Raw genomic sequence first — 21532 nt, forward strand, 5'->3', positions numbered from 1 at the left:
TGAACCAAACCAAGAGATAGCGATGGATAAGCGACAAGACCTGGAACCCCCGGCCGTCCAGGAAGGCGCGGCGCATGCCGTGTCCCAGCCTGGTCCGGAACCGCTTGCCCGCGACGCGATCGCCGTCGATATCGAGGCTGATCCTACCCTGGGCTACGCCTCGATCCAGAACGCCGTGCCGATCGTGCGGTCCTTGCGTTTGACCAACCGCTCGCAGGACACCTTCGAAAATCTTGAGGTGCACGTCCGTTGCAATCCGGCCTTTGCGCAGCCCGTGCGGTTGCGCTTTGACGTGTTGGTACCCGGCGAAATCCGTCGTATCTCGCCGCTCGACCTGACGCCGAACCATGCCTACCTGGCCGATCTGCAGGAATCGCAGCGCGCCAGCATCGACGTGGTGGTGCAGACCGGTGGACAGGAAAGCGGCTCGCAATCGACCCGCACGCAGGAGTTGGGCCGCGCCTCGCAGCCCGTTGCGGTGCTGGCCTATGACCAATGGGCGGGCATGCGCGCCCTGCCGGAATTGCTGGCCGCGTTCTCGATGCCGAACAATCCCGCCGTGGACGTGCTGATCGGCAAGGCCGCCCGGCTGCTGCGCAGCCAGCATGCCGAGCTGACCCTGAATGGCTACCAGTCCAAGAGCCGCGACGGGGTCTGGAAGCAGGTGTCGGCCATCTACAGCACGCTGGCCGCTGAAAGCCTGCATTACGCCGAGCCGCCGGCGTCGTTCGGCGTGGACGGCCAGAAGATCCGCACCCCGGACCGCATCCTGGAAGCCCGCGTAGCGACCTGCCTGGACCTGGCGATGCTGTTCTCTTCCTGCCTGGAGCAGGCGGGCCTGCGTCCGGTGATCCTGATGAAGGAAGGGCATGCCTGGGTCGGCGTCTGGCTGCACCCGGCCTGCTTCGCGGACCCCTTGACCGACGACGTGCAGGCGGTGCGCAAGCGCGTGGACAGCGGTGAATTCCTGGTCTTCGAAACCACCGGCATCGCCCAGCACCCGAATTTCCGGCCGTCGCTGCGGCGGGCGTTGGAACAGGGCGCGGCGCACCTGCGCGAAGAAGACACCTTTCGCTACGCCATCGACGTGCACCGCGCGCGCGAACTGCAGATCAAGCCGCTGCCGTCGCGGGTCGTCGAAGCGGTGCCGGGCGAGGCCGAGGTCGTCGAACCGCCCGCCGCCATCGAGCCCACCCCCGACCTGCCGCCGCTGGACCCCGAATTCGTCATCAATCTCGAGCCGGCCGACGACACGCCCGAAGGACGCCTGGCCAAGTGGAAGTCGCGCCTGCTGGACCTGACGCTGCGCAACCGGCTCTTGAATTTCAAGAACACCAAGTCCACGCTGCCGCTGGTGGCGCCGGACCTGGCACGCCTGGAAGACGCCATTGCCGACGGCAGCGAGTTCCGCATCCGGCCGCTGCCGACGGCGCTGATGGAAGGCAGCGACCCGCGCGCGCAGGTGCACGTGGATCGAGGCGGCCGTGCGCCGCTGGACGACATGGCCCTGGAAGCGCTGGGCAACCAGGAATTGATCGCGCGGGTGCCGCAAGAGGCGCTGGACGCCAATCTGCTGACCATTTTCGGCGCGGCGCGCACGGGGCTGGAAGAGGGCGGCGCCAATACGCTGTACCTGGCCATGGGCATGCTGCGCTGGACCGAAGACCCGGCTGCGGAAAGCGCGCACCTGGCGCCGCTGATCCTGGTGCCGGTCTCGTTGCAGCGTCAATCCGTGCGCAGCGGCTTCCGGCTGGTGCGCCACGATGACGAGACCATCATCAACCCCACGTTGCTGCAGATGCTGCGCAACAATTACGAATTGCGTATTCCGGGCCTGGATGCGTTGCCGGCCGACGACAAGGGCGTGGACGTGGCCCGCGTGTTGCAGGCGTTTCGCCTGGCGGTGCGCGAGATTGCCGGGTGGGAGGTGCTGGAGCAGGTGCACCTGGGCATCTTCTCGTTCACCAAGTACCTGATGTGGAAGGACCTGCAGGACCGCAGCGCGCAACTCAAGGCCAATCGCGTGGTGCAGCACCTGATCGACCATCCCGGCCAGGCCTTTGCCCAGACGCCCTGGGACGCGCGCCTCGACCGGCTGGACGAAAGCTATCGCCCGCAGGACCTGATGACGCCGCTGCTGTCGGATTCTTCGCAGTTGAAGGCGATCTGTGCGGTCGATGCCGGCCGCGACCTGGTGCTGGAAGGCCCGCCCGGCACCGGCAAGAGCCAGACCATCACCAACCTGATCGCGCACCTGTTGGCGCGTGGCAAGACCGTGCTGTTCGTCTCGGAAAAGATGGCGGCGCTGGAAGTGGTGCACCGCCGCCTGGCCGCCATCGGCCTGGGGCCGTTCTGCCTGGAACTGCATTCGTCCAAGGCGCGTAAATCCGAAGTGTTGCAGCAGCTGGGCAAGGCGCTGGAGCACGGCGGCCAGCGCACCAGCGAAGATTGGCAGCGCGAGGCCGAGCGCCTGGCGGTGCTGCGCCAGGATCTGAACGGCCTGGTGGATGCGCTGCATTTCCGGCATCCCAACGGCTTGACGGTCTACGACGCCATCGGCACCAGCATCCAGCATGCCGGGCAGGAGCCGTCGCCCATGTACTGGCCCGATGCCCAGGCTCATGGCTACGACGACCTGGCGCAGCTGCGCGAGGCCGCGCGGCGCATGGCGACCTTGTCCGGCGAACTGGGCGCGTTGCATGGCCACCCGCTGGCCCACATCGGCATGGCCGACTGGAGCCCCAGCTGGCAGGACGCGCTGCTGGGCTCGGCGCAGGCCCTGGACCAGGCGGTGGATGCCTTCAAGTCCTGCATCGGTGCCGCGGGCGATGGCCTGGGCCTGCCGGCCGCGGGTCTGAGCCTGGACGCCTATGGGCGGCTGGACGCATTGATCGACGTGCTGCTGGCCGCCCCGCAGGTGCCGGCTGGCCTGGCGGCCCAGGCGCATGACCCCGCCGTGCGGCAACGGGTGCAGGCCCTGGCTCGCCATGGCCTGGCGCGCAACGCGCACTGGGCACAGGTGGGCACGCAATGGAACGCGTCGTTGGCCGACCTGGACGCCAAGGCGCTGAAGGCTGACTGGCAAGCCGCCTGCGCAACCTGGTGGCCCAAGTCCGCGTTTGCCAAGCGCGGCATCCGCAAGCGCCTGGCATTGCTGCGCGCGGACGGTCAGCGTCCGGACGACAGCGCCATCAATGCCGTGCTGGCGCCGTTGGCGCAGGTCAATGCCGAAGACCAGGCGCTGGTCGCCTTGCAGGCCGACGCGCAGCGCCTGCTGCAGGACGACTACGCCGGCCTGGCCACGGACTGGGAACAGGTCCGGCGGCATGAACACTGGGCCGAGCGTTTTGCCGAAGCGGTCACGCTCATGGCGGGCGACCCTGCTGCGGCGACCGACCTGCGAACGCGGCTGCAACCGTTGGTGGGCGAGAATCGCGCCTTTCTACAGCCCGGCGCCGCGCTGGGCAAGCGCCTGCCAGACGCCCGCAATGCCTGGCGGGTGCTGCAGGACAGGCTGGCCGAGGTCCAGGCACAGGCCCAACCGGTTGAGCCGCTGCAAGGCGACGGCGAAGACAGCGGCGCGCTGGAACGCATCCAGGCCGTGCTGGCCGGTTGGCGCCACCACAAGCAGTACCTGATGCCCTGGTGCGTGTGGCGCCAGGCTCGCGGGCAAGCGATCGCTTTGCAATTGCAGGGTCTGGTGGCGTCGCTGGAACAGGGCCGCGTGCCCCTGGCGCAGGTCGAAGCCCATTTCGAATTCAGCTACCGCAACTGGTGGGTCAAGAAGACCATCGACCGCTCGCCGGTGCTGCGGTCGTTCTCCAGCGCCGACCATGAACGCAAGATCCGCGAATTTCGCCAGGCCGATGACCGCTTCCAGCAACTGACGTCGGCCTACATCGGCGCGCTGCTCGCGGGCAAGGTTCCCGCCGGCAATGGCATCCTGGTCAGTCCCGACAGCGAGCTGGGCCTGCTGCGCCGCGAACTGCAGAAAAAGACCCGCCACGTGCCGGTGCGCCAATTGATGCAGCGCCTGCCGTCGCTGCTGCCCAAGCTGAAACCCTGCCTGCTGATGTCGCCGCTGTCGGTGGCGCAGTACCTGGACGCTGGCCATTCGCAGTTCGACGTGGTGGTGTTCGATGAGGCCTCGCAGATTCCCGTCTGGGATTCGGTGGGCGCCATTGCCCGCGGCCAGCAACTGGTGGTGGTGGGCGATACCAAGCAGTTGCCGCCCACCAGCTTCTTCAGCAAGTCCACCAACGAGGAAGACGGCGCCGTCGACGACGGCCAGGTGGAAGACCTGGAGAGCATCCTGGACGAATGCCTGGGCGCCGACATGAACCGCCTGCGGCTGCAATGGCACTATCGCAGCAAGCACGAAAGCCTGATTACCTTCAGCAACGTCACCTACTACGACTCGCAGCTGATCACCTTTCCGTCGCCCGTCACCGATGACGTGGCCGTGCGGCTGGAACGCGTGTCCGGGGTCTACGACCGCGGCGGCAGCCGCACCAACCGGGCCGAGGCCGAAGCCATTGTCCGGGGCATCGAACAGCATTATCTGGACAGGGCGCGCCGCCGCCAGACGCTGGGTGTGGTCACCTTCAACCAGCCGCAGCAATCATTGATCGAAACGTTGCTGGATGCCCGCCGCCGCGCCAACGCCGAATTGGACAAGGCCATTTCGGCGCAGTCGCGCGAACCGCTCTTCATCAAGAACCTGGAGAACGTGCAGGGCGACGAGCGTGACGTGATCTATTTCTCGATCACGTACGGCCCCGATGCGGCCGGCAAGATGACGATGAATTTCGGTCCGCTCAATGGCGAAGGCGGCCACCGCCGCCTGAACGTCGCCATTTCGCGGGCCCGTGAAGGCGTGGTGATCTACAGCACGTTGCTGCCCGAGCAGATCGACCTGTCGCGCGTGCGCGCGGCCGGCGTGCGCGATTTGAAGCACTACCTGGAATTCGCATTGAAGGGTCCGCGCGCGCTGGTCGAGCAATCGCTCCCCACCGGCCGCGAGCCCGACAGCCCGTTCGAGACGCAGGTCATCAAGGTGCTGCGCGAACGCGGCTGGGTGGTGCATCCGCAGGTGGGCTGCTCCGGCTACCGCATCGACATGGGCGTGGTCGACCCGCGCGCGCCCGGCCGCTACCTGCTGGGCATCGAATGCGACGGCCGCGCCTATCATTCCGGCGCCACGGCGCGCGACCGCGACCGCCTGCGGCAAGTGGTGCTGGAAGGGTTGGGGTGGCGCTTGCACCGGGTCTGGTCCACGGATTGGTGGATCAATCCCGAGCGCGAAGTGGAAAAGCTGCTGGCGCGCCTGGCGGCGGAACTGGAACGGGGCGAAAACGAGCCGGCCGAAGAAGACGTGCCGCCGGAAGACGACACGGCTGCCGATGGCGGGGAATTCGTGATCACGACCGAAGAGGGCGTGGCGGGATGGTCGGGGGCTGCCACGTCCACGACGCTGTCCGGCGCGTCGACCGGGGCGGCGCCGTTGATCGATCGCATGGGCGATATCACGCCCTACCAGGTGGCCGATGTGCCGCCCGGCGAAGGCGACGCGTTCTACACCCGGGCCAACAATGCCAGGCTGGCCGATGCGCTACGCCAGGTCATCGATACCGAAGGCCCGATTCCTGAAACCGTGCTGCATCGCCGAGTGGCCCGCGCCTGGGGCCTGGAACGCACGGGCGTGCGCATCGTGGAGCGCCTGCGCACCCTGACGCCGGCCGACGTGGCCGAAACCCGCGAGGGCGAGGTGACCTATTACTGGCCCACCGGCGTGCAACCGGATGCCTGGACCGGCTTTCGCGGCGCGGGCGACGACGAGGCCACGCGTCGCCGCATCGACGACGTGTGCCTGCAGGAATTGGCCAACGGTGTGTTGCGGGTGATGGCCATGACCGGCAATGCGCCCAAGACGGACGTGATCAAGTCGGTGTGCCGGTTGCTGGGCCTGTCGCGGACCCTGGCGGATGCGGAAACCCGCATCGGCCTGGCCGTGTCGATGTTGGCCGCGCAGGGGCGCATCGGCGATGCGGCGGGGATTCTGCGGGGGGTGTGAGGCTGCAATGCTTTGCACAATTGGCTGGATCGTTGCGACGCATTCCGACGTGTGCGTTTCAGACTGTAATTGCGCATCGAGGGCTGCCGGCGCGTCGGCAGCCCTCGTCACCTCAGGGATTTTTGCTGGGCGGCGGGGCCATCCGGCCGCTTTTTTCTGTCAGCCCGCGTTCAGTTTTCCAGCAAGATTTTGATACGCGCCAAGGCTGGGTTCGGCTTTTTCGTCCATGCTGCGGACGTAGAATCCCGCTTTTCTTCAGTGCCATCTGGCTGAAAGGAACGACCCATGAAAAAAATAATCCTCCTGGCGTCTGCTTGCGCCGCGCTGCTTCAGGCCTGCGCACCGGTTTCCAACCCTGGCCAAGGATCGTCCAATATGCCCACCACCGCCGCTACCTCGTCCGCGACCTCGTTGAGCCTGCCGGCGTACTACTGGCGCCTGGCGGCCGCGGCCGACGCATCGGGCACGCCCATCGCCGCGCTGCAAAAGGGCATCGAACAGCCGCTGCGCCTGTCGTTCTCGGCCGATGCCATGAATATCCGCGGGGGCTGCAACGGCCAGTTCGGCGGCTACACCTACAAAGACGGCGTGCTGCACGTGGCCAACCTGGCATCCACCATGAAGGCGTGCGAGCAAAGCCTGATGCAGCTGGACGCCGAAATCGGCCGTCGCTTGAAGGGCGACCTGCGCGCCACGCTGGCCGGCGACGCATCGGAACCCAGCCTGACGCTGGTGGCCCAGGACGGCAGCGTGCTCAAGTTCGTGGGCGAGCCGACCCCGGAAACCCTGTACGGCAGCGCCGGTGAAACCATTTTCCTGGAAGTGGCCGCCAAGCGCACCCAGTGCAACCACCCGATGATTCCCAATTACCAGTGCCTGATGGTGCGCGAACGCCGCTATAACGAGGCGGGCGTGCAATTGCCGCCGCAGGAAGAATGGCACCCGCTGTACCAGTCGGTCGAAGGCTACGACCACCGCGACGGCGTGCGCACCGTGCTGCGCGTCAAGCGCTACGACTGGAAGAACCCGCCCGCCGATGCGCCGTCGAAGGTGTATGTGCTGGACATGGTGGTCGAGCAGGACGCGTCGGGCAAGAAGAAGTGAAGCAAGGGGCCGTGCCGATCGTGCGTGCGGCCTACTTCTGTTTGCGCAAGCCGCGTATCGACGTCTGTGTTTGATCGCGTAGTCGCCCGGCCAAGCCTTGCGGCATGGCTTGGGCGATATCTTCTGGAAATGAGGCTTCGATGCGGTCCAGCAGTTGATCCAGATGCACGGCTGCCACTTCGCGAGAGTGAAAACCAAAATGCACCGCATCGGCCAGGATGGCATCACGCAAGACATCGCGTCTGCCCATGGATAACTGCATCACGAGACGGGCCGGCCGAGCATCGTCGTCTGCCATGTTGGGCACTACATCAAATGCGGGCGAGAGCCGCCAGTTTTGTGCGTCGGCGTCATAGATTGCGGCATGGTTGCGCGGGTGGTCATCGTCGTTATGAACGATGCCGTTGAAAACCATTCGGTTGAATAACTCTTGCTGGTCTGCGGGCGGGGCGCCGATTTTTCGCAGGGCTTGGGCAAGCAGGGGGTAACTCCAGCGTTCGGTGTCGCCGTTGGGGTATTCCGTGCCCAGCAAAGAGGCGGCGCTGATCGCCATGTTGCGATGTCCCGCCATCCGGTCAAAACGCCTGATTCGCAGGACTGTCGGTGCATCGGAGTCTGCATGAAGCACCGTTTCGGCGAAGCGCATGCCCGCCTTGGCGCCCCATTGCATGGCGAAATATTCCACCCAGGGGACGTCAGTGATATCGGTATTCAGCCGGGGTTTGACCAGCCAATGGATACCGTCGTCATCCAACACCGTGCTTTTGGGCCTTGCGCCCCCCAAACTTGGCGACGAAGTAAGCGTTTTTCGCATGGCTGCGTCAATCGGGGGCTTGTGCATAGCCATGGCTTGCAATTCTCTGACCAGAATTTCAAGCTGGCCCAGGCGCGGAACCCTCAGGGTTGCCACGGCGGGTTTGCGCGATCGCCCCACGGCAAGGGCGCCCCACCGGTCGCTGTTGCCTGCCTTTTCAAGGTAGACGACATCTGCAGCGTCGTGGCGCAAACCTTCCCTACGATTGATCAGCGCGCGTCCCCACGCGTCGGGACAAGTATCGCGCAGCACGTCGTGCAGGCCTTGGTAGCGGTGCGCGAGATAGGTTGTGTCGGCAATAAGCGGCAGGTTGGCGGGGTCGATGGCCCACGGGTGCTCGGCCTCAAGATAGCTGGGCGCGTAGACGAATGTGCCGAACGTCTCATCGGCCTTTTTTGCCCATTTACCTGCCGTTACCCACTCGTGCGTGTCGGGGCGTTGCAGATAGACGTAGAGCGGCTTTTCAGAAATAGTCATCGTCTTTCGTCGGACTGCGCGCACGTGCGCGCGGCTGGATAGGTTGCCAGTAGCGGACATCCAGCGCGGGCGCCGCAGTGTCGAAAATGCCCAATACCCACAGTGCTGTCAGGTACGTCGAGGCGCTTGCGCCAGGGTCTCCTCGTTCGATTCGTCGCAGCGTCGCCTCGGAAATATTCATGCGCGCGCATAGATCGGCGGCCTTGATGTGTTGGCCCACCCGCTGGGTTCGTATGGCGCGGCCCCACATCGCCAAGCGGTTCGCGATAGCGGTGGGCACGGCGTCGGGAGAGTGCAGCTTTGCGGGCACGATGAGCCATCAAAAAAGTAGTTTTATCGAGATTAAACCGCTATTTTTGATGGGTCAAGGCTGCCGAGTCCGATCTCGGACAGGTCTGATGTAAATTGTAGCTATTCTCATCTAAGCCCAGCGCGTCCCTCATGGCTGCTTTTGATCCCACCCCGCAGCATTCCCTGCATACGCTCTACCAGGACCATCAGGGTTGGCTGCAGGGCTGGCTACGTAAAAAGCTGGGGTGCGCATTCGATGCGGCCGACCTGGTGCACGACACCTATCTGCGGGTCCTCAGCCGCCGGGAGCCCGGCGATATCCGTGAGCCGCGTTCGTATCTGGCCACCATCGCTCACGGTTTGATGGTGAACCATCTGCGGCGCCGCGACCTGGAACGCGCCTACCTGGAAACGCTGGCGCATCTGCCCGAGCCCCTGGCTCCCTCGCCGGAATCCCGCGCGCTGGCCCTGGAAGCGCTTTGCGAGATCGACGCCATGCTCGACGGCCTGCCCGTCGCGGCCCGGCGTGCGTTCTTGCTGTGCCAACTGGAAGGCATGACACATGCCGAGATCGCCAAGACCCTGCGCGTGTCGGTGGGGTCGGTGCGCTTGTACATCGCCCGCGCCTTGCGCCAATGCCTGGAACTGGCGCCGTGAGCGGTGGGGGCATCGACCCGCGCGCGCTGGACGGCGCGGTGGAATGGTTTCTACGGTTGACGTCCGGCACTGCCAGCGACGCCGACCACGCGGCCTGGCAGGCCTGGCGCCAGGCCGATCCAGAACATGAGCGAGCCTGGCAACGCACCGAAGCCCTGACGCGCCGGTTCGAGGTGTTGCCCAAGGGCGTACTGCCGGTATTGGGCCGTCCGCGCTCGGCGGGGCGCCGGCGCGCGCTGGGCAAGTTGGCGCTGTTGGCCAGCGCAGGCGGCGCCGCCTGGCTGGCGTACCGCGACGACGCCTGGCGCAACTGGGTCGCCGAATACCGTACGCCGACAGGGGCGCGGCGCGAGGTGATGCTGGCCGACCATAGCCGCGTCGTCTTGAACGCGTCCACGGCGATGGACGTGCTGTTCGACGACCAGCAGCGGCTGATTGCGCTGCATGCCGGCGAGATCCTGGTCGAGACCGCGCCCGATCCCGAACGCATCGCCCGACCGTTCATCGTGCGGACCCGCGAAGGCAGCATCACCGCGCTGGGCACCCGTTTCGTGGTGCGGCGCGACGATGGCGTATCGGCCGTGCAGGTGCTGGAAGGCGCCGTGCGCGTGGCGCCGCGCGGGGGGGCTGCCGATGCCGCTCTGGTGGTGCCGGCCGGCATGGGCTTGCGCTTTGGCGACGGCCTGGCCCACCGCCCCGAACCCATCGCGGGCGATCCGTCGGCCTGGCAGCACGGCATGTTGCAGGTGGACGGCATGCCGCTCAAGCAATTCCTGGCCGAGCTGCAACGCTACCGCAGCGGCTGGATCGAATGCGCGCCGGAAGTGGCCCATCTGCCGATCTCGGGCGCCTTCCCGCTGGGTGATATCGATCGAGTGCTGGCCACCGTCGCCGACACCTTGCCGCTGCAGGTGCGCTACCGCACCCGCTACTGGGTGTCCGTGCTGCCGCGGGGCGGAAAAACTAATTTGTAACGCGATTAGCACTTTTCGCGTCTCATCTGGCTACGAGGGTAAGACCAACTGTTGGAGTGCCCGTCATGCCCCCGCGTTTACCCCGCCTGCGCGCCAGCGCGTCCCGTCGCGCCCTATGCGGCGCCCGTGCATTCGCGCTGCCGCTGGCTGCCCTGGCCGTGCCCGTCCATGCGCAGACGTCCGCCGCGCCGGTCGCGGTGGCGATCGAACCCGGCCCGCTCAGCGCCGCGTTATCGGCCTACGCCGCGCGCGCGGGCGTGTTGCTGTCGTTCGATCCGGCGCTGACGCGAGACCTGCGCACGGCGGGGCTCAATGGCAGCTATGGCTTCGAAGAGGGCTTGCGCAAGCTGCTGGACGGCAGCGGGCTGGAGCCTTTGAGGCGGGCCGATGGCGGCTACACGCTGCGCCGCCAGCCCCAGGCTGACGTGACCGCGCTGCCCGCCGTCACCGTGACGGGCAGCCGCGACGGCGACGCGGTCAGCGAAGGCACCGGTTCGTACACGACGCGGACCGCCTCGTCCGCGACCCGCATGGACTTGTCCCTGCGCGAGACGCCCCAGTCGGTCAGCGTCGTCACCCGTCAGCAGATGGACGACCAGAATCTGACGACCCTGGACGACGTGCTGCGTCAGACCCCCGGCGTCGTGGCGGACAAGCAGGACGAGCGCGTCACCATCACGTCGCGCGGCTTTGCCATGAACACCATGATCGATGGCGTGCCCACGTTTGCGTTCAAGACGCCCGCGGCCGAGGTCGGCATGATCAACACCGTCATCTACGACCGCATTGAAGTCGTGCGCGGCGCGGCCGGCTTGCTCAATGGAGTGGGGGAGCCGGGCGGTTCGATCAACTTGATCCGCAAGCGGCCCACCGGCGAATTCGCCGGCCACGTCACTGCGGGCGCGGGCCGCTGGAACAACTACAACCTGGAGATGGATCTGGGCGGGCCGCTGAACAGCTCTGGCTCCGTGCGGGGCCGGGCCATCGCCTCGCGCACCGCGGGCGACAGCTTCATCGACAAGCGCAAGCGGTCCGACGATGTTTTCTACGGCATCCTTGAAGCGGATATCACGCCCAACACGCTGTTGAGCGTGGGCTTCGAACATCAAAAGACCGCCATCGACGGCGCTAACTTCGGCCAGGCGCCCCTGTTCTACAGCGACGGCACGCGTACGGACTTTCCGCGCTCGTTCAACCCCGGCACCCCATGGAGCCAGTGGGATATGTACAGCGACAAGATTTTCGTCACGCTGGACCATCGCTTCGACAACGGCTGGCGCGTCAAGATGGACGCAAGCCGCCTGAAGAACGAACGCCGCGCGGTCTGGGGCTACCTTTTCGAATACTTCCCTGTCGAGCAGAACGGCGATTCCACCATCGAGATTCGCAAGAATCCGGCCAACTCCACCAACAAGTCCTTTGACCTGTACGCCACCGGCCCCTTCCAGGCATTCGGCAGGGAGCATCAGGCGTCGTTGGGCGTGAGCGTCAACGACTACACCAGCGAGCTGAACCTGGATTCGGCCAACCCCGACGGCTGGGACCGCCGGCCGCTCAATTTCTACCAGCTGCAGAATTTCCCCAAGCCCAGCCAGTTCTACACCTTCTACAACACCTTCCTGGACGCCAAGGAAACCGCCGTCTACGGTTCTGCCCGCCTGAAAATCGCCGAACCCCTGTCATTCGTGCTGGGCGGCCGCGCCACGTGGTACGAGGAAAAATCCAAGTCCTATAACGGCCCCGCCAATCTCTGGACCACCAATCCCACCGCCAAGGCGAACGGCGAATTCACGCCTTATGCCGGTACGGTGCTGGACCTGAACGACACGTTCTCGGCCTATGCCAGCTATACGCGGATCTTCATTCCCCGCACCGAACGCGACGCCACCAATGCGCTGCTGCCGCCGCAAACCGGCAAGAACTACGAGCTGGGACTCAAGGGCGAACATCTGGACGGCAAGCTCAACACCAGCTTTGCCGTCTTCCGCACCCAGGAAGCCAATGTGCCGGTCGAAGACCCGAGCGGCACGCCGTTGCCGGACGGCAGCACGCCGTACCGTTCCGTGGCGGGCGCGCGCAGCAAGGGTTTTGAGGTGACGGTGGCCGGCGAAGTCGCGCGTGGTCTGCAGCTGATGGGCGGATATACCTACTTCGCCAAGCGCGACAACGAAGGCGCGTTGCTGTTGCCGAACTACCCCGAGCGTCTGTTCCGGGTGGCGGCCAGCTATCGCCTGCCCGGGGCATGGAACAAGCTCACGGTCGGCGCCAGCGTGAACTACCAGAGCGGGATCTATTACGACGAATCCAGCGGCCTGGGCCGCGCGACGCAGGGCGGGCTGACGTTGTTGGGGCTGATGGCCCGCTATGAATTCAGCCGGCAGGTTGCCGCGTCGATCAACATCGACAACTTGACCGACAAGCGGTACTACAGCGGGCTGGGCGGGTACAACGGGTACAACTACGGGACGCCCCGGAATGTGTGGATGAAGGTCAGCTACAAGTTCTAGCAGACCGCGCCGGGGCCGGATGACGGGGAGCGGGAGGCGGACGGATTGTTCGCTTCCATCAATAATGATTACAATTCCCATTCCCGAAAATCTGAAAGCAGTCACCCCACGGCCATGTCGTCCACGGAATCCCTGGAGCACCGCGAGCTTGGCAGGCTCTATCGCGATCATCATGGCTGGCTGCGCGGCTGGCTGCTGCGGCGCCTGAGCGTACCGGCCGAGGCGGCCGACCTGGCGCAGGACACCTTCCTGCGCCTGCTGGCCTCGCCCGCGTCCATGGCGCAGCTGCAGGGCATCCGCCAGCCGCGCAGTTTCCTGGCCACGGTGGCCCAGCGCACGTTGGTCGACCATATCCGCCGCCAGGTGCTGGAACGCGCCTGGCTGGAAACGCTGGCGCAGCAACCCGAAGCCAGCGCCATTTCCCCCGAGACCCAGGCCATCCTGCTGGAAACCATCCGCGAGATCGATGCCATGCTGTGCGGCCTGGGTGACAAGGTGCGGCGCGCCTTCCTGATGTCGCAGCTGGAAGGCGCCAGCTACGCCGAGATCGCGTCCGCCCTGGGTGTGACCGTCAGTTCCGTCAAGAAGTACATGGCGCGCGCCACCGAGCATTGCCTCGTGTACGCGCTGGCCCGGCAGTAGGCGGCCATGGCGGACAAGACAATCGCGACCGCGGCGCAATGGTATGCGCGGCTATGTGCGGACGACGTCACCCCCGCTGACGTGGCCGCGCATGGCCGCTGGTTGGCGTCCGACCCCGAGCACGCGCGCATCTGGCGCCAGGTCGAACGCCTGCGCGGCACGCTGGGGGCGGCGCCCGCGCTTCTGGCGGCCGATACCCTGAACCGGGTCGACCGCCATTTTTCACGCCGCCGCGCGGTGCTGCGCAACGGTCTGGGCGCCGTCGCGCTGTTCGGCGCCGGCGGGCTGTTGGCCTGGCGCGCCTTGCCCGTGGATGGTCTGCTGGCCGACTATCGGACCGGCACGGGCGAGCGCCGCGAACTGCGGTTGGCGGACGGCACCCTGCTGTGGCTGGACAGCGCCAGTGCGGTGGACGTCAAGATCGATGCGCAGGGTCGCCAGATCACCGTTCATTCGGGCGAAATCCTGATCGACACCGAACACGCGGCGCGGGGCCTGCCGCCGCTGCGCGTCGCCACCGTGCACGGCACCGTGCGCCCGCTGGGCACGCGCTTCATCGTCAATCGCCAAGAAGGCCGGACGCAGGTGGCCGTGCTGCGCCATGCCGTGGCGTTGCAAGCGGCGGCGGGCGGCGACGAGGTGATCCTGCAGGCCGGCGAGCTGGGCACCCTGGATTCCTCGGGCGCCCGTCACGCTGGCGCGGTCACCGGTGAACCCGACGCCTGGACGCGGGGCTTGCTGATCGTGGACAACTGGCGCCTGGGCGACCTGATCGACCAGCTGGACCGCTACCGTCCTGGCCGGCTGCGGTGCGACGACGCCGTGGCTTCCCTGCGGGTATCCGGCGCGTTCCCCATCGACGATACCGACCGGGCGCTGGCCGCCGTCGAGCGCGCGCTACCGGTCCGGATATCGCGTTTCACCCGCTACTACGTCAGTGTGGTGGCGCGCGGCTGATTTATTTTCCAGAGGCATTGTCCTTTTTTCGTGCTCGTCCGACTTAGCAGGGATCACGTTGGATTCAAGTCACGGAAAACCTTTGTTCATGTCCTCTACTACTGCTTCCTGCCGCCCCTTCTTTGCTTTCGCGCCGTTGGCGCTGGCTGTCCTGGCGGCCTCGATGGCGATCGGCGCCGCGCCTGCGGCGCAGGCGCAAGCCGCGCCCAAGGTCGAGACCGCCCGCCACTATGACATTCCTGCGGGGCCGCTGGGCCTGGCGTTGAGCCGGTTCGCCGCCCAGGCGGGCGTGGTGTTGTCGTTCGACGCGCAACTGACCCAGGGCAAGCAAAGCGCCGGGTTGCAAGGCGGCTATGGCGTTGCCGCGGGCCTGGCCGCCATGCTGGCCGGCACCGGCCTGGAGGCCATCAACCAGGGCGCCAACAATTACGGTTTGCGCATCGCCGGCACGCAGACACTGGCGCCGGTGGAAGTCCTGGGCTCGCGCGAGCCGGGGCCCAGCGAGGGAACGGATTCGTACACCGTCGGCTTGTCCACCACCGCCACCCGGTTGCCGATGACCCTGCGCGAAACGCCGCAGTCCGTGTCGGTCATGACGCGTCAACGCCTGACCGACCAGGGTCTGAACACCTTGGAAGACGCCATTGCCAACACGCCTGGCCTGACCTTCAAGAAGAAGGGGTCGGCCGATGACAACGAAAAAGGCCTGTACGCGCGCGGCATGGAAATCACCAACATGCAGGTGGACGGCGTGCCGACGCACAAGGATTTCAACGCCTTGGGCCTGGACACCGCGTTGTACGACCGCATCGAAGTCGTGCGCGGATCCACCGGCCTGCTGAGCGGTGCGGGTAACCCTGCGGCATCCATCAACCTTGTGCGCAAGCGGCCCACGCGGGAATTCGAGGCCGGCGCCGGCGTCACCATTGGGTCCTGGGACTACAAGCGCACCGAGTTCGACCTGGGCAGCCCGCTGGACGAGTCCGGCAAATTGCGCGGACGGCTGGTCGGCGCATGGCAGGAAGGCGGCTCGTTCATTGATCGCGTCAAGCAGGACTCGCAACTGCTTTACGGCGTGGTCGAGGCCGACCTGGCCGAGCGCACCTTGTTGACGCTGGGCGCGGAATACCAGCGCAAGAAATGCACCGCGTGCTCGTACTTCGGCTTTCCCGCCGTGTATGCGGACGGCTCCCAGACGGATTTTCCCCAGCGCTTCAACTCGGCGACCAACTGGAGCCGCCAGGAACGCACGCGCTATAACGTCTTTGCCACGTTGGACCACGAGTTTGCACCCTTGTGGAAAGGGTCCGTCACCTTGTCGCGCACTGGCGACGACAATGACCGCACCTACGGCTGGTTCAGCAGCAATGGTTGGGCCAATCCGCAGACGGGGCAGGGCGCCTCGGTCTGGGTCGCGAAATGGCCCATCCCCAAGACCCAGAACGCCGTGGATGCCAGCCTGTCTGGCGCCTTCAACGCGCTTGGCCGCCAGCACGACCTGGTGCTGGGCGTCAACGCGTCGCGCACCAAGGCGGACTACGACACCTATCCGCTGTGGCTGGCTCCCGGCTATGACCCCAAGATTCCGGACATCCGCGCGTGGGACGGCGACATGCCTGAACCGGATTGGCAGTCGACCGGCAAGCGCTATTACACCGAGAAGCAAGCGTCGATCTACGGCGCCGCGCGTCTGCGTCCCACCGAGGCCTTGTCGCTGGTGCTGGGGTCGCGCGTGACGTGGTGGGATCAGCAAGCGTCCTATACCTATAACGATGGTTCTTCCTACCCGGACAACATGCGCGAGCAAGGCGTCTACACGCCTTATGCCGGGGTCGTCTACGACCTGACAAGCAACCTGTCGGCCTACGCCAGCTACACCAGCATCTTCCTGCCCCAACAGGCGCAGAGCGTGTCGGGCAGCGTGCTGGCGCCCATCAAGGGCAACACGTATGAAGTGGGCCTGAAAACGACGCTGCTGGACGGCCGCCTGAATGGATCGCTGGCCCTTTTCCGCACGCGGCAAGACAACTACGCGATGCTGGATGGCGACCGCCTGGCGCCCAACGGCGACAGCGCGTTCGTCGCCGCCGACGGCGCGGTGATGCGCGGCGTGGAAGCGGAAGTGAGCGGCGAGCTCACGCCGGGCTGGCAGATGCAGCTGTCGTACGCCTACGTGGACCGCAAGCTGCCCCAGGGCTTTACGACCCAGGTCGGCCTGCCGCGCCACATCGCCAAGCTCTACACCACCTATCGCCTGCCTGGCGATTGGAGTGCCCTGACGGTAGGCGGCGGCGTGCGCTGGGAAAGCCAGAGCGGCTATTCCAGCCGCGGGCCCGGCGGCCGCCAGGCCGAGGCTTCTCAAAGCGCCTATGCCTTGCTGGACTTGATGGCGCGATACCAGTTCAACCGCCAATGGTCCGCCACGCTGAACCTGAATAATGTGCTGGACAAGAAGTATTACGCCAGCACCAACGTCTACAGCAATTACTACGGGGCGCCATTCAGCGCGATGCTGGGGGTGAATTACCGGTATTGATGAGCACGCCATCAACGTGCCAATCGCAAACTCTCCATGAAATACACCGCGTGGTCCGAGGACTGCGCGGCTTCCCTCCAGACCATGCCCGTCACGCCGCGGCTGCGCATCGCCAACGGCAGCACTTTCAGCAGGTTTTGTCTGGAAAAGTGCAGCGCCAATCCCTGAGAAATCGGCATTACCAGGTCGGAATCGGCCAGCAGCGCCAGGTTGACCAACACCGACGACGATTCCACCTGGTGCCAGGGCGCGGGCTGGTCGGCCAGCGCCAGTTCGTATTCCAGCCGCATCCGCATCGGCGTGGCGGGGCCGGGCGATATCCACGGATACCGCTGCACGTCCTGCCAGGTGACCTTGCGTTTTTTCGCCAGCGGATGGGTGATGCCGACGACCAGGCAGATGGGTTCGTCGTACAGCTCTTCATAATGCAGGTTGCGCGGCAAGGATTTCTGTTCAAGCCGTCCGACGACGATGTCGAATGTGCCTTCCTGCATCAGCGGCAATAAATAATCCAGTGTGTTTTCCGCGATGCGCAGCAATACCTTGGGATAGCGCTCACGAAAACGCTGGATGCCGGGCGGCAGCAGCACGGGGGCGATGTTGGGGGTTACGCCCACCGCCAGCGTGCCGGTGGCGCCGCGTGCCAGCTGCGTCATGGCATCTTGCGCACGTCCAAGCTTGCCCAGGATTTCCCGCGCATGCGTGCGCAGTTCCAGCGCGTGAAGCGTCGGTTCGATGCCGCGTGCGTGCCGGTCAAACAGCGGCAGGCCAATAGCCTGTTCCAGGTCTTTCAGCCACTTCGACAGCGCCGGTTGCGTGATATTGAGTTCGGTCGCTACCTGGCTCAGGTTCCGGGTTTCGCACAGGCGCACCAGGATAGCCAGATGGCGCAAGCGGATGCGGTGAGTCCAGTCCATGCGAGAGATTCCCTGGGTCGAGACATAAATACGCGGTTATGACTGAGGTGGATTAATTCATTATCCATTTATATCCCGGCTCCACATAATGGGCTCACAACAGCGCCAACCCGGCATTCAATCGGCGCCAAGGAGACAGGATGCAGCCGAACTTCCTTTTGTTCATCACGGACCAACAGCGCGCCGATCACCTGGGAAGCTATGGCAACCCGATCGTGCATACCCCCGAACTGGATGCGCTGGCGCGGCGAGGGTGGTCCGCCGACCGCTTCTATGTCGCTTCGCCCATCTGCATGCCAAACCGGGCGACGCTGATGACCGGCCGGATGCCGTCCGTACACGGCGTGCGCCATAACGGGATTCCCTTATCGCAACGCGCCACGACGTTTGTCGAGCGCCTGCGGCAAGCGGGCTATGCCACGGCGTTGATCGGCAAGGGCCATCTGCAGAACATGACCGGCAAGGGCCCTGTGTGGCCGCCGGCAGGCAGTGATCCGTCGCAAGGCGAGGCCTGGACCGCCGAGCCGGGCAACTACGATCAGGAGTGGGGGCCGCTTTGGCGCAACGACCCCACTCATGACCTGCTGACGCCGTTCTACGGTTTTCAGCGAGTGGATCTGGCCGTCGATCACGGCGATCAGGTCTGGGGGCACTACGAACGCTGGCTCGCCAGGACGCACCCTGAAGTGCGACGCCAATGGGGCCCCGAACATGCGCTGCCCGCGCCCGGGTTCGTGCTGACCGAACATCATCAGGCATGGCGCACCCGCGTGCCGGAAGAATGCTCCACCACCGCCTATCTTGGCGACCGGACCATTGCGCAGCTACGCGAGCACGCGGCGGGCAAACAGCCGTTCTTCATCCAGTGCTCGTTTCCCGACCCGCACCATCCGTTCACGCCGCACGGCAAATACTGGAGCATGTACCGCCCCGAGGACGTCGCGCTGCCGCCTTCGTTTCATGCCAGCGCCGCGCCGGATCACCGGCCGGCCCCGCATGTTGCGTGGTTGTATTGGCAGCGGGACCAGCGCAAGGCCGTCAAGCACACGCCCGCCATCTTCGCGTGCACCGAACGCGAGGCGCGCGAGGCCATTGCCTTGAACTACGGCTCGATCAGCCACATCGACGCCACCATCGGGCGCGTCTTGCAGACGCTGCGCCAGACGGGGCTGGACGAGAACACCGTGGTCATTTTCACCAGTGATCACGGCGATTACTTTGGCGACCATCAACTGCTGCTCAAGGGCCCCGTCCACTTTCAAAGCCTGATACGCACCCCCTTCATATGGCACGATCCCCAAGCTCGCCCCGCCTCTGCCCGCAGTCAGGCGTTGTGTTCCACCGCCGACATCGCCGCCACCGTGCTGGACCGCGCCGGCTTGCCCGCCTACAACGGCATGCAAGGCGCCTCGATGTTGCCATTGATGTCCGGCGCGGCGCAGGTGTTGCGCGATGCGGTGCTGATCGAAGAAGAGGGCCAGCGCACCATGTTCGGCTTTGCGGGCCGCACCCGTATGCGGACCCTGCAAACCACGCGTCATCGCCTGAGCGTCTATGCCGACGCGATCTGGGGCGAACTCTACGACTTGCAGCACGACCCCCACGAGCTGCGCAATCTGTGGGACGAGCCGGCTTGCGCCGTGCTGCGCGCCGAGCTGCTGTTCGAACTGTCCCGCAGCATGATCCGGCACGCCGAGACCAGCCCGCATCCGTCGGCCATTGCCTGACACCTTCCCATTCCGGCGCCGGCCGCTGTGCCGCCGCCCTGCAGGAGATTCCCATGTTGAAGTCGTTCCTGTTCTGCATTCCGTTGTTGTGGGTGGCGCCGTCCGTGATTGCGGCGAATTACCCGGCGCGTCCCATCCGGCTGATCGTCAACTTTCCCGCGGCAGGGCCCCTGGATATCGAAGCGCGGGCGATTGCGCAGCATGCCGGCAAGCTGCTGGGCCAGACGATCGTGGTGGAAAACCGTTCGGGCGCATCAGGCAACATCGGCGCGCAAGCCGTGGCGCAGGCCGCGCCTGACGGCTATACGCTGCTGATGACGCTGGATACGGTCATGACCGTCAATCCCCACATCTTCAAAGGACTGGACCGCGATGTGACGGATCGATTGACGCCCGTGAGCCTGGCAGGCACGTTCGGCATGACGCTGGTGGTGCGGCCGGACCTGGGTGTCACGACTCTGGGGGAGCTTCTGCAGTATGCCAAGACCCATCCCATCGCCTATGCCTCGGCGGGATCCGGCAGCCCGGGCAACCTGGCGTTCGAGAAGCTGCGGTTGGCGGTGGGGATGGAAGCGGCGCACATTCCCTATCGCGGCAATGCCCCCGCCGTCAACGCGCTGCTGGGCGATCAGATCCAGGTCGGCTTCCTGGGCACCCCTGGCGTACTGCCCCAGATACAGGCGGGGAAATTGAAAGCCTTGGCGGTGGCCGGCAGCACGCGGGACCCGGATCTGCCCGATGTTCCCACCGTAGGCCAATCAGGCGTGAAGGCGCTGGAAGGCTACGACGCCACGTTCGGGTATCTGGTGATGGCGCCGAAGGACACGCCGCAAGAAGTCGTGAAGGCGTGGGAGGCGGTGCTGGCCAGGGTATACGCCTTGCCCGAATTCCAGCAGACCATGGCGGGCCTGGGCGTGCGGGGGCCGTTCGCGGGAACGGAGAGGGCCAAAGACTGGGTGCTGCGGGAAGGCGAGGGGTGGATCGCGGTGATAAAAGGGGCGGGGATTCGGGGGGAGTAAGTAGGTTCGCCCTCAGGCGCCGAACATCCCCGTCACCTGCTCCTGTATCTCAAACACATCCGACACCCCATACAGTCCAACACTCTTTTGCAGGCGGCTGTTATCCGGCGGTGTTTCCACGCAGGCCTTGACCAGCACGAACTGCGCCGCCGGATCGGGCATGAACTTCATGCCGGACACCGACAGGCGCTCGATGCGCAAGGTGCCATCGTTATAGCGGCGGCCCCTGGCGGGGATGCCGTTCAATTCGTCCATCGACGGCACGTGGTCGAAGACCACGTCGTAGAACTCGATGATCGGACTGCTGTTGGTGCTGGCGCAGCGATGGACGTAGGCGACGTGGTAGTGGCCGTCCAGCTGGTATGACACGACATCGCCGGCCCGGTAGAAGGTCAGGCTGTCGGGTTGCCCGGGGGCGCGCTTGAGCGGGGTGGGCGGCGTATGCAGGAACGCCTGCTTGATATCCGGCGTCTTGCGGTGGAAGTCGTCGCTGAGCGCAACCGCGTCATTCAGGGCGTCGATGGCGGCATCGGCCTGTGCTGAGAGGGTGGCGTCGGCGATGCCGTATTTGTGCAACAGGATGACCAGCGCGACAGCGGTCTTGCGGCGGTACAGGGCCGACACCGCGTCGTCGTTTGCCTGCAGCACGCAGTTCCAGCGGCGCAGCACCTGTGGCAACGCGCGGGCGCCTAGGTTGGCTGCCGATGCCTCATCGTGCCGGGCATAGGCCATCAGGCGTGTCATGAGCCGGGCCAGGTCTTCGTCCAGCGTTTGTACCAGGGTGTCTGCGGCCAGCTTCTTCAGGGCCTGGGCGTGATTGATCGAGGCCATGCTGGA

Annotated in this window: 14 protein-coding genes; 10 read left to right on the forward strand and 4 right to left on the reverse strand. The window is 65.6% G+C overall.

Features of this window, described 5'->3' with window-relative positions:
• Window positions 1–22 precede the first annotated feature (22 nt).
• Together proA and AC3WMR_RS01395 are read left to right on the forward strand one after the other, a co-directional pair.
• A complete protein-coding gene (gene proA / locus AC3WMR_RS01390; RefSeq protein WP_492262371.1) occupies window positions 23–6073 on the forward strand; it encodes an anti-phage protein ProA in 6051 nt (2016 codons plus the stop codon).
• Window positions 6074–6448: 375 nt separating this feature from the next.
• Window positions 6449–7177: a DUF4377 domain-containing protein gene (locus tag AC3WMR_RS01395; RefSeq protein ID WP_492262372.1), complete on the forward strand. Its 729-nt coding sequence runs from the start codon at window positions 6449–6451 to the stop codon at window positions 7175–7177.
• A 31-nt stretch (window positions 7178–7208) separates the two neighbouring features.
• On the opposite strand, the gene AC3WMR_RS01400 is transcribed toward AC3WMR_RS01395, so the two are convergent.
• Entirely contained in the window at window positions 7209–8468 is a 1260-nt protein-coding gene (locus tag AC3WMR_RS01400) for a type II toxin-antitoxin system HipA family toxin (RefSeq protein ID WP_492262373.1), read from the reverse strand.
• The gene (locus tag AC3WMR_RS01405) at window positions 8455–8778 is read right to left on the reverse strand and encodes a hypothetical protein (protein ID WP_492262374.1); all 324 of its coding nucleotides are present in this window, start codon (window positions 8776–8778) and stop codon (window positions 8455–8457) included. The genes AC3WMR_RS01400 and AC3WMR_RS01405 overlap by 14 nt, the downstream gene beginning before the upstream one ends.
• Before the next feature lie 131 nt (window positions 8779–8909).
• Here AC3WMR_RS01405 and AC3WMR_RS01410 point away from each other — a divergent pair, with 131 nt between their 5' ends.
• The 6 genes from AC3WMR_RS01410 to AC3WMR_RS01435 all read left to right on the forward strand — a co-directional run bounded on the left by AC3WMR_RS01410 (window position 8910) and on the right by AC3WMR_RS01435 (window position 17032).
• Window positions 8910–9416 (forward strand): sigma-70 family RNA polymerase sigma factor, encoded by a 507-nt coding sequence (locus AC3WMR_RS01410; protein WP_492262375.1) that lies wholly within the window; start codon window positions 8910–8912, stop codon window positions 9414–9416.
• The gene (locus AC3WMR_RS01415; protein WP_492262376.1) at window positions 9413–10390 is read left to right on the forward strand and encodes a FecR domain-containing protein; all 978 of its coding nucleotides are present in this window, start codon (window positions 9413–9415) and stop codon (window positions 10388–10390) included. The genes AC3WMR_RS01410 and AC3WMR_RS01415 overlap by 4 nt, the downstream gene beginning before the upstream one ends.
• Before the next feature lie 65 nt (window positions 10391–10455).
• Window positions 10456–12897: a TonB-dependent siderophore receptor gene (locus AC3WMR_RS01420; RefSeq protein WP_492262377.1), complete on the forward strand. Its 2442-nt coding sequence runs from the start codon at window positions 10456–10458 to the stop codon at window positions 12895–12897.
• Window positions 12898–13011: 114 nt separating this feature from the next.
• Window positions 13012–13539 carry a sigma-70 family RNA polymerase sigma factor gene (locus AC3WMR_RS01425; RefSeq protein ID WP_183006718.1) on the forward strand — a complete coding sequence of 176 codons (528 nt, stop codon included), beginning with the start codon at window positions 13012–13014 and terminating at the stop codon, window positions 13537–13539.
• Window positions 13540–13545: 6 nt separating this feature from the next.
• Window positions 13546–14496: a FecR domain-containing protein gene (locus AC3WMR_RS01430; RefSeq protein WP_492262378.1), complete on the forward strand. Its 951-nt coding sequence runs from the start codon at window positions 13546–13548 to the stop codon at window positions 14494–14496.
• A gap of 88 nt (window positions 14497–14584) precedes the next feature.
• Entirely contained in the window at window positions 14585–17032 is a 2448-nt protein-coding gene (locus AC3WMR_RS01435; RefSeq protein WP_492262379.1) for a TonB-dependent siderophore receptor, read from the forward strand.
• 11 nt (window positions 17033–17043) lie between these two features.
• On the opposite strand, the gene AC3WMR_RS01440 is transcribed toward AC3WMR_RS01435, so the two are convergent.
• On the reverse strand, window positions 17044–17949 hold the full coding sequence (locus tag AC3WMR_RS01440; RefSeq protein ID WP_492262380.1) for a LysR family transcriptional regulator: 906 nt from the start codon (window positions 17947–17949) through the stop codon (window positions 17044–17046).
• Between the two features lie 140 nt (window positions 17950–18089).
• On the opposite strand from AC3WMR_RS01440, the gene AC3WMR_RS01445 reads away from it, so the two are divergent.
• Together AC3WMR_RS01445 and AC3WMR_RS01450 are read left to right on the forward strand one after the other, a co-directional pair.
• Window positions 18090–19676 (forward strand): sulfatase family protein, encoded by a 1587-nt coding sequence (locus tag AC3WMR_RS01445; RefSeq protein ID WP_492262381.1) that lies wholly within the window; start codon window positions 18090–18092, stop codon window positions 19674–19676.
• Between the two features lie 53 nt (window positions 19677–19729).
• Window positions 19730–20695 (forward strand): Bug family tripartite tricarboxylate transporter substrate binding protein, encoded by a 966-nt coding sequence (locus tag AC3WMR_RS01450; protein WP_492262382.1) that lies wholly within the window; start codon window positions 19730–19732, stop codon window positions 20693–20695.
• Window positions 20696–20707: 12 nt separating this feature from the next.
• On the opposite strand, the gene AC3WMR_RS01455 is transcribed toward AC3WMR_RS01450, so the two are convergent.
• Window positions 20708–21526, reverse strand: coding sequence for a hypothetical protein (locus tag AC3WMR_RS01455; RefSeq protein ID WP_492262383.1), 819 nt, complete (start codon window positions 21524–21526; stop codon window positions 20708–20710).
• Between the last annotated feature and the right edge of the window lie 6 nt (window positions 21527–21532).

This window comes from Achromobacter sp. FW305-C-28 (assembly GCF_058783235.1).

Bases quoted from the DNA above. Each gene is read 5' to 3' on its own strand.
- AC3WMR_RS01440 (WP_492262380.1), bottom strand. From the start codon at position 17,949: ATGGACTGGACTCACCGCATCCGCTTGCGCCATCTGGCTATCCTGGTG.
- AC3WMR_RS01425 (WP_183006718.1), top strand. From the start codon at position 13,012: ATGTCGTCCACGGAATCCCTGGAGCACCGCGAGCTTGGCAGGCTCTAT.
- AC3WMR_RS01395 (WP_492262372.1), top strand. From the start codon at position 6,449: ATGCCCACCACCGCCGCTACCTCGTCCGCGACCTCGTTGAGCCTGCCG.
- AC3WMR_RS01400 (WP_492262373.1), bottom strand. From the start codon at position 8,468: ATGACTATTTCTGAAAAGCCGCTCTACGTCTATCTGCAACGCCCCGAC.
- AC3WMR_RS01450 (WP_492262382.1), top strand. From the start codon at position 19,730: ATGTTGAAGTCGTTCCTGTTCTGCATTCCGTTGTTGTGGGTGGCGCCG.
- AC3WMR_RS01455 (WP_492262383.1), bottom strand. From the start codon at position 21,526: ATGGCCTCGATCAATCACGCCCAGGCCCTGAAGAAGCTGGCCGCAGAC.
- AC3WMR_RS01435 (WP_492262379.1), top strand. From the start codon at position 14,585: ATGTCCTCTACTACTGCTTCCTGCCGCCCCTTCTTTGCTTTCGCGCCG.
- AC3WMR_RS01420 (WP_492262377.1), top strand. From the start codon at position 10,456: ATGCCCCCGCGTTTACCCCGCCTGCGCGCCAGCGCGTCCCGTCGCGCC.
- proA (WP_492262371.1), top strand. From the start codon at position 23: ATGGATAAGCGACAAGACCTGGAACCCCCGGCCGTCCAGGAAGGCGCG.
- AC3WMR_RS01445 (WP_492262381.1), top strand. From the start codon at position 18,090: ATGCAGCCGAACTTCCTTTTGTTCATCACGGACCAACAGCGCGCCGAT.
- AC3WMR_RS01430 (WP_492262378.1), top strand. From the start codon at position 13,546: ATGGCGGACAAGACAATCGCGACCGCGGCGCAATGGTATGCGCGGCTA.
- AC3WMR_RS01410 (WP_492262375.1), top strand. From the start codon at position 8,910: ATGGCTGCTTTTGATCCCACCCCGCAGCATTCCCTGCATACGCTCTAC.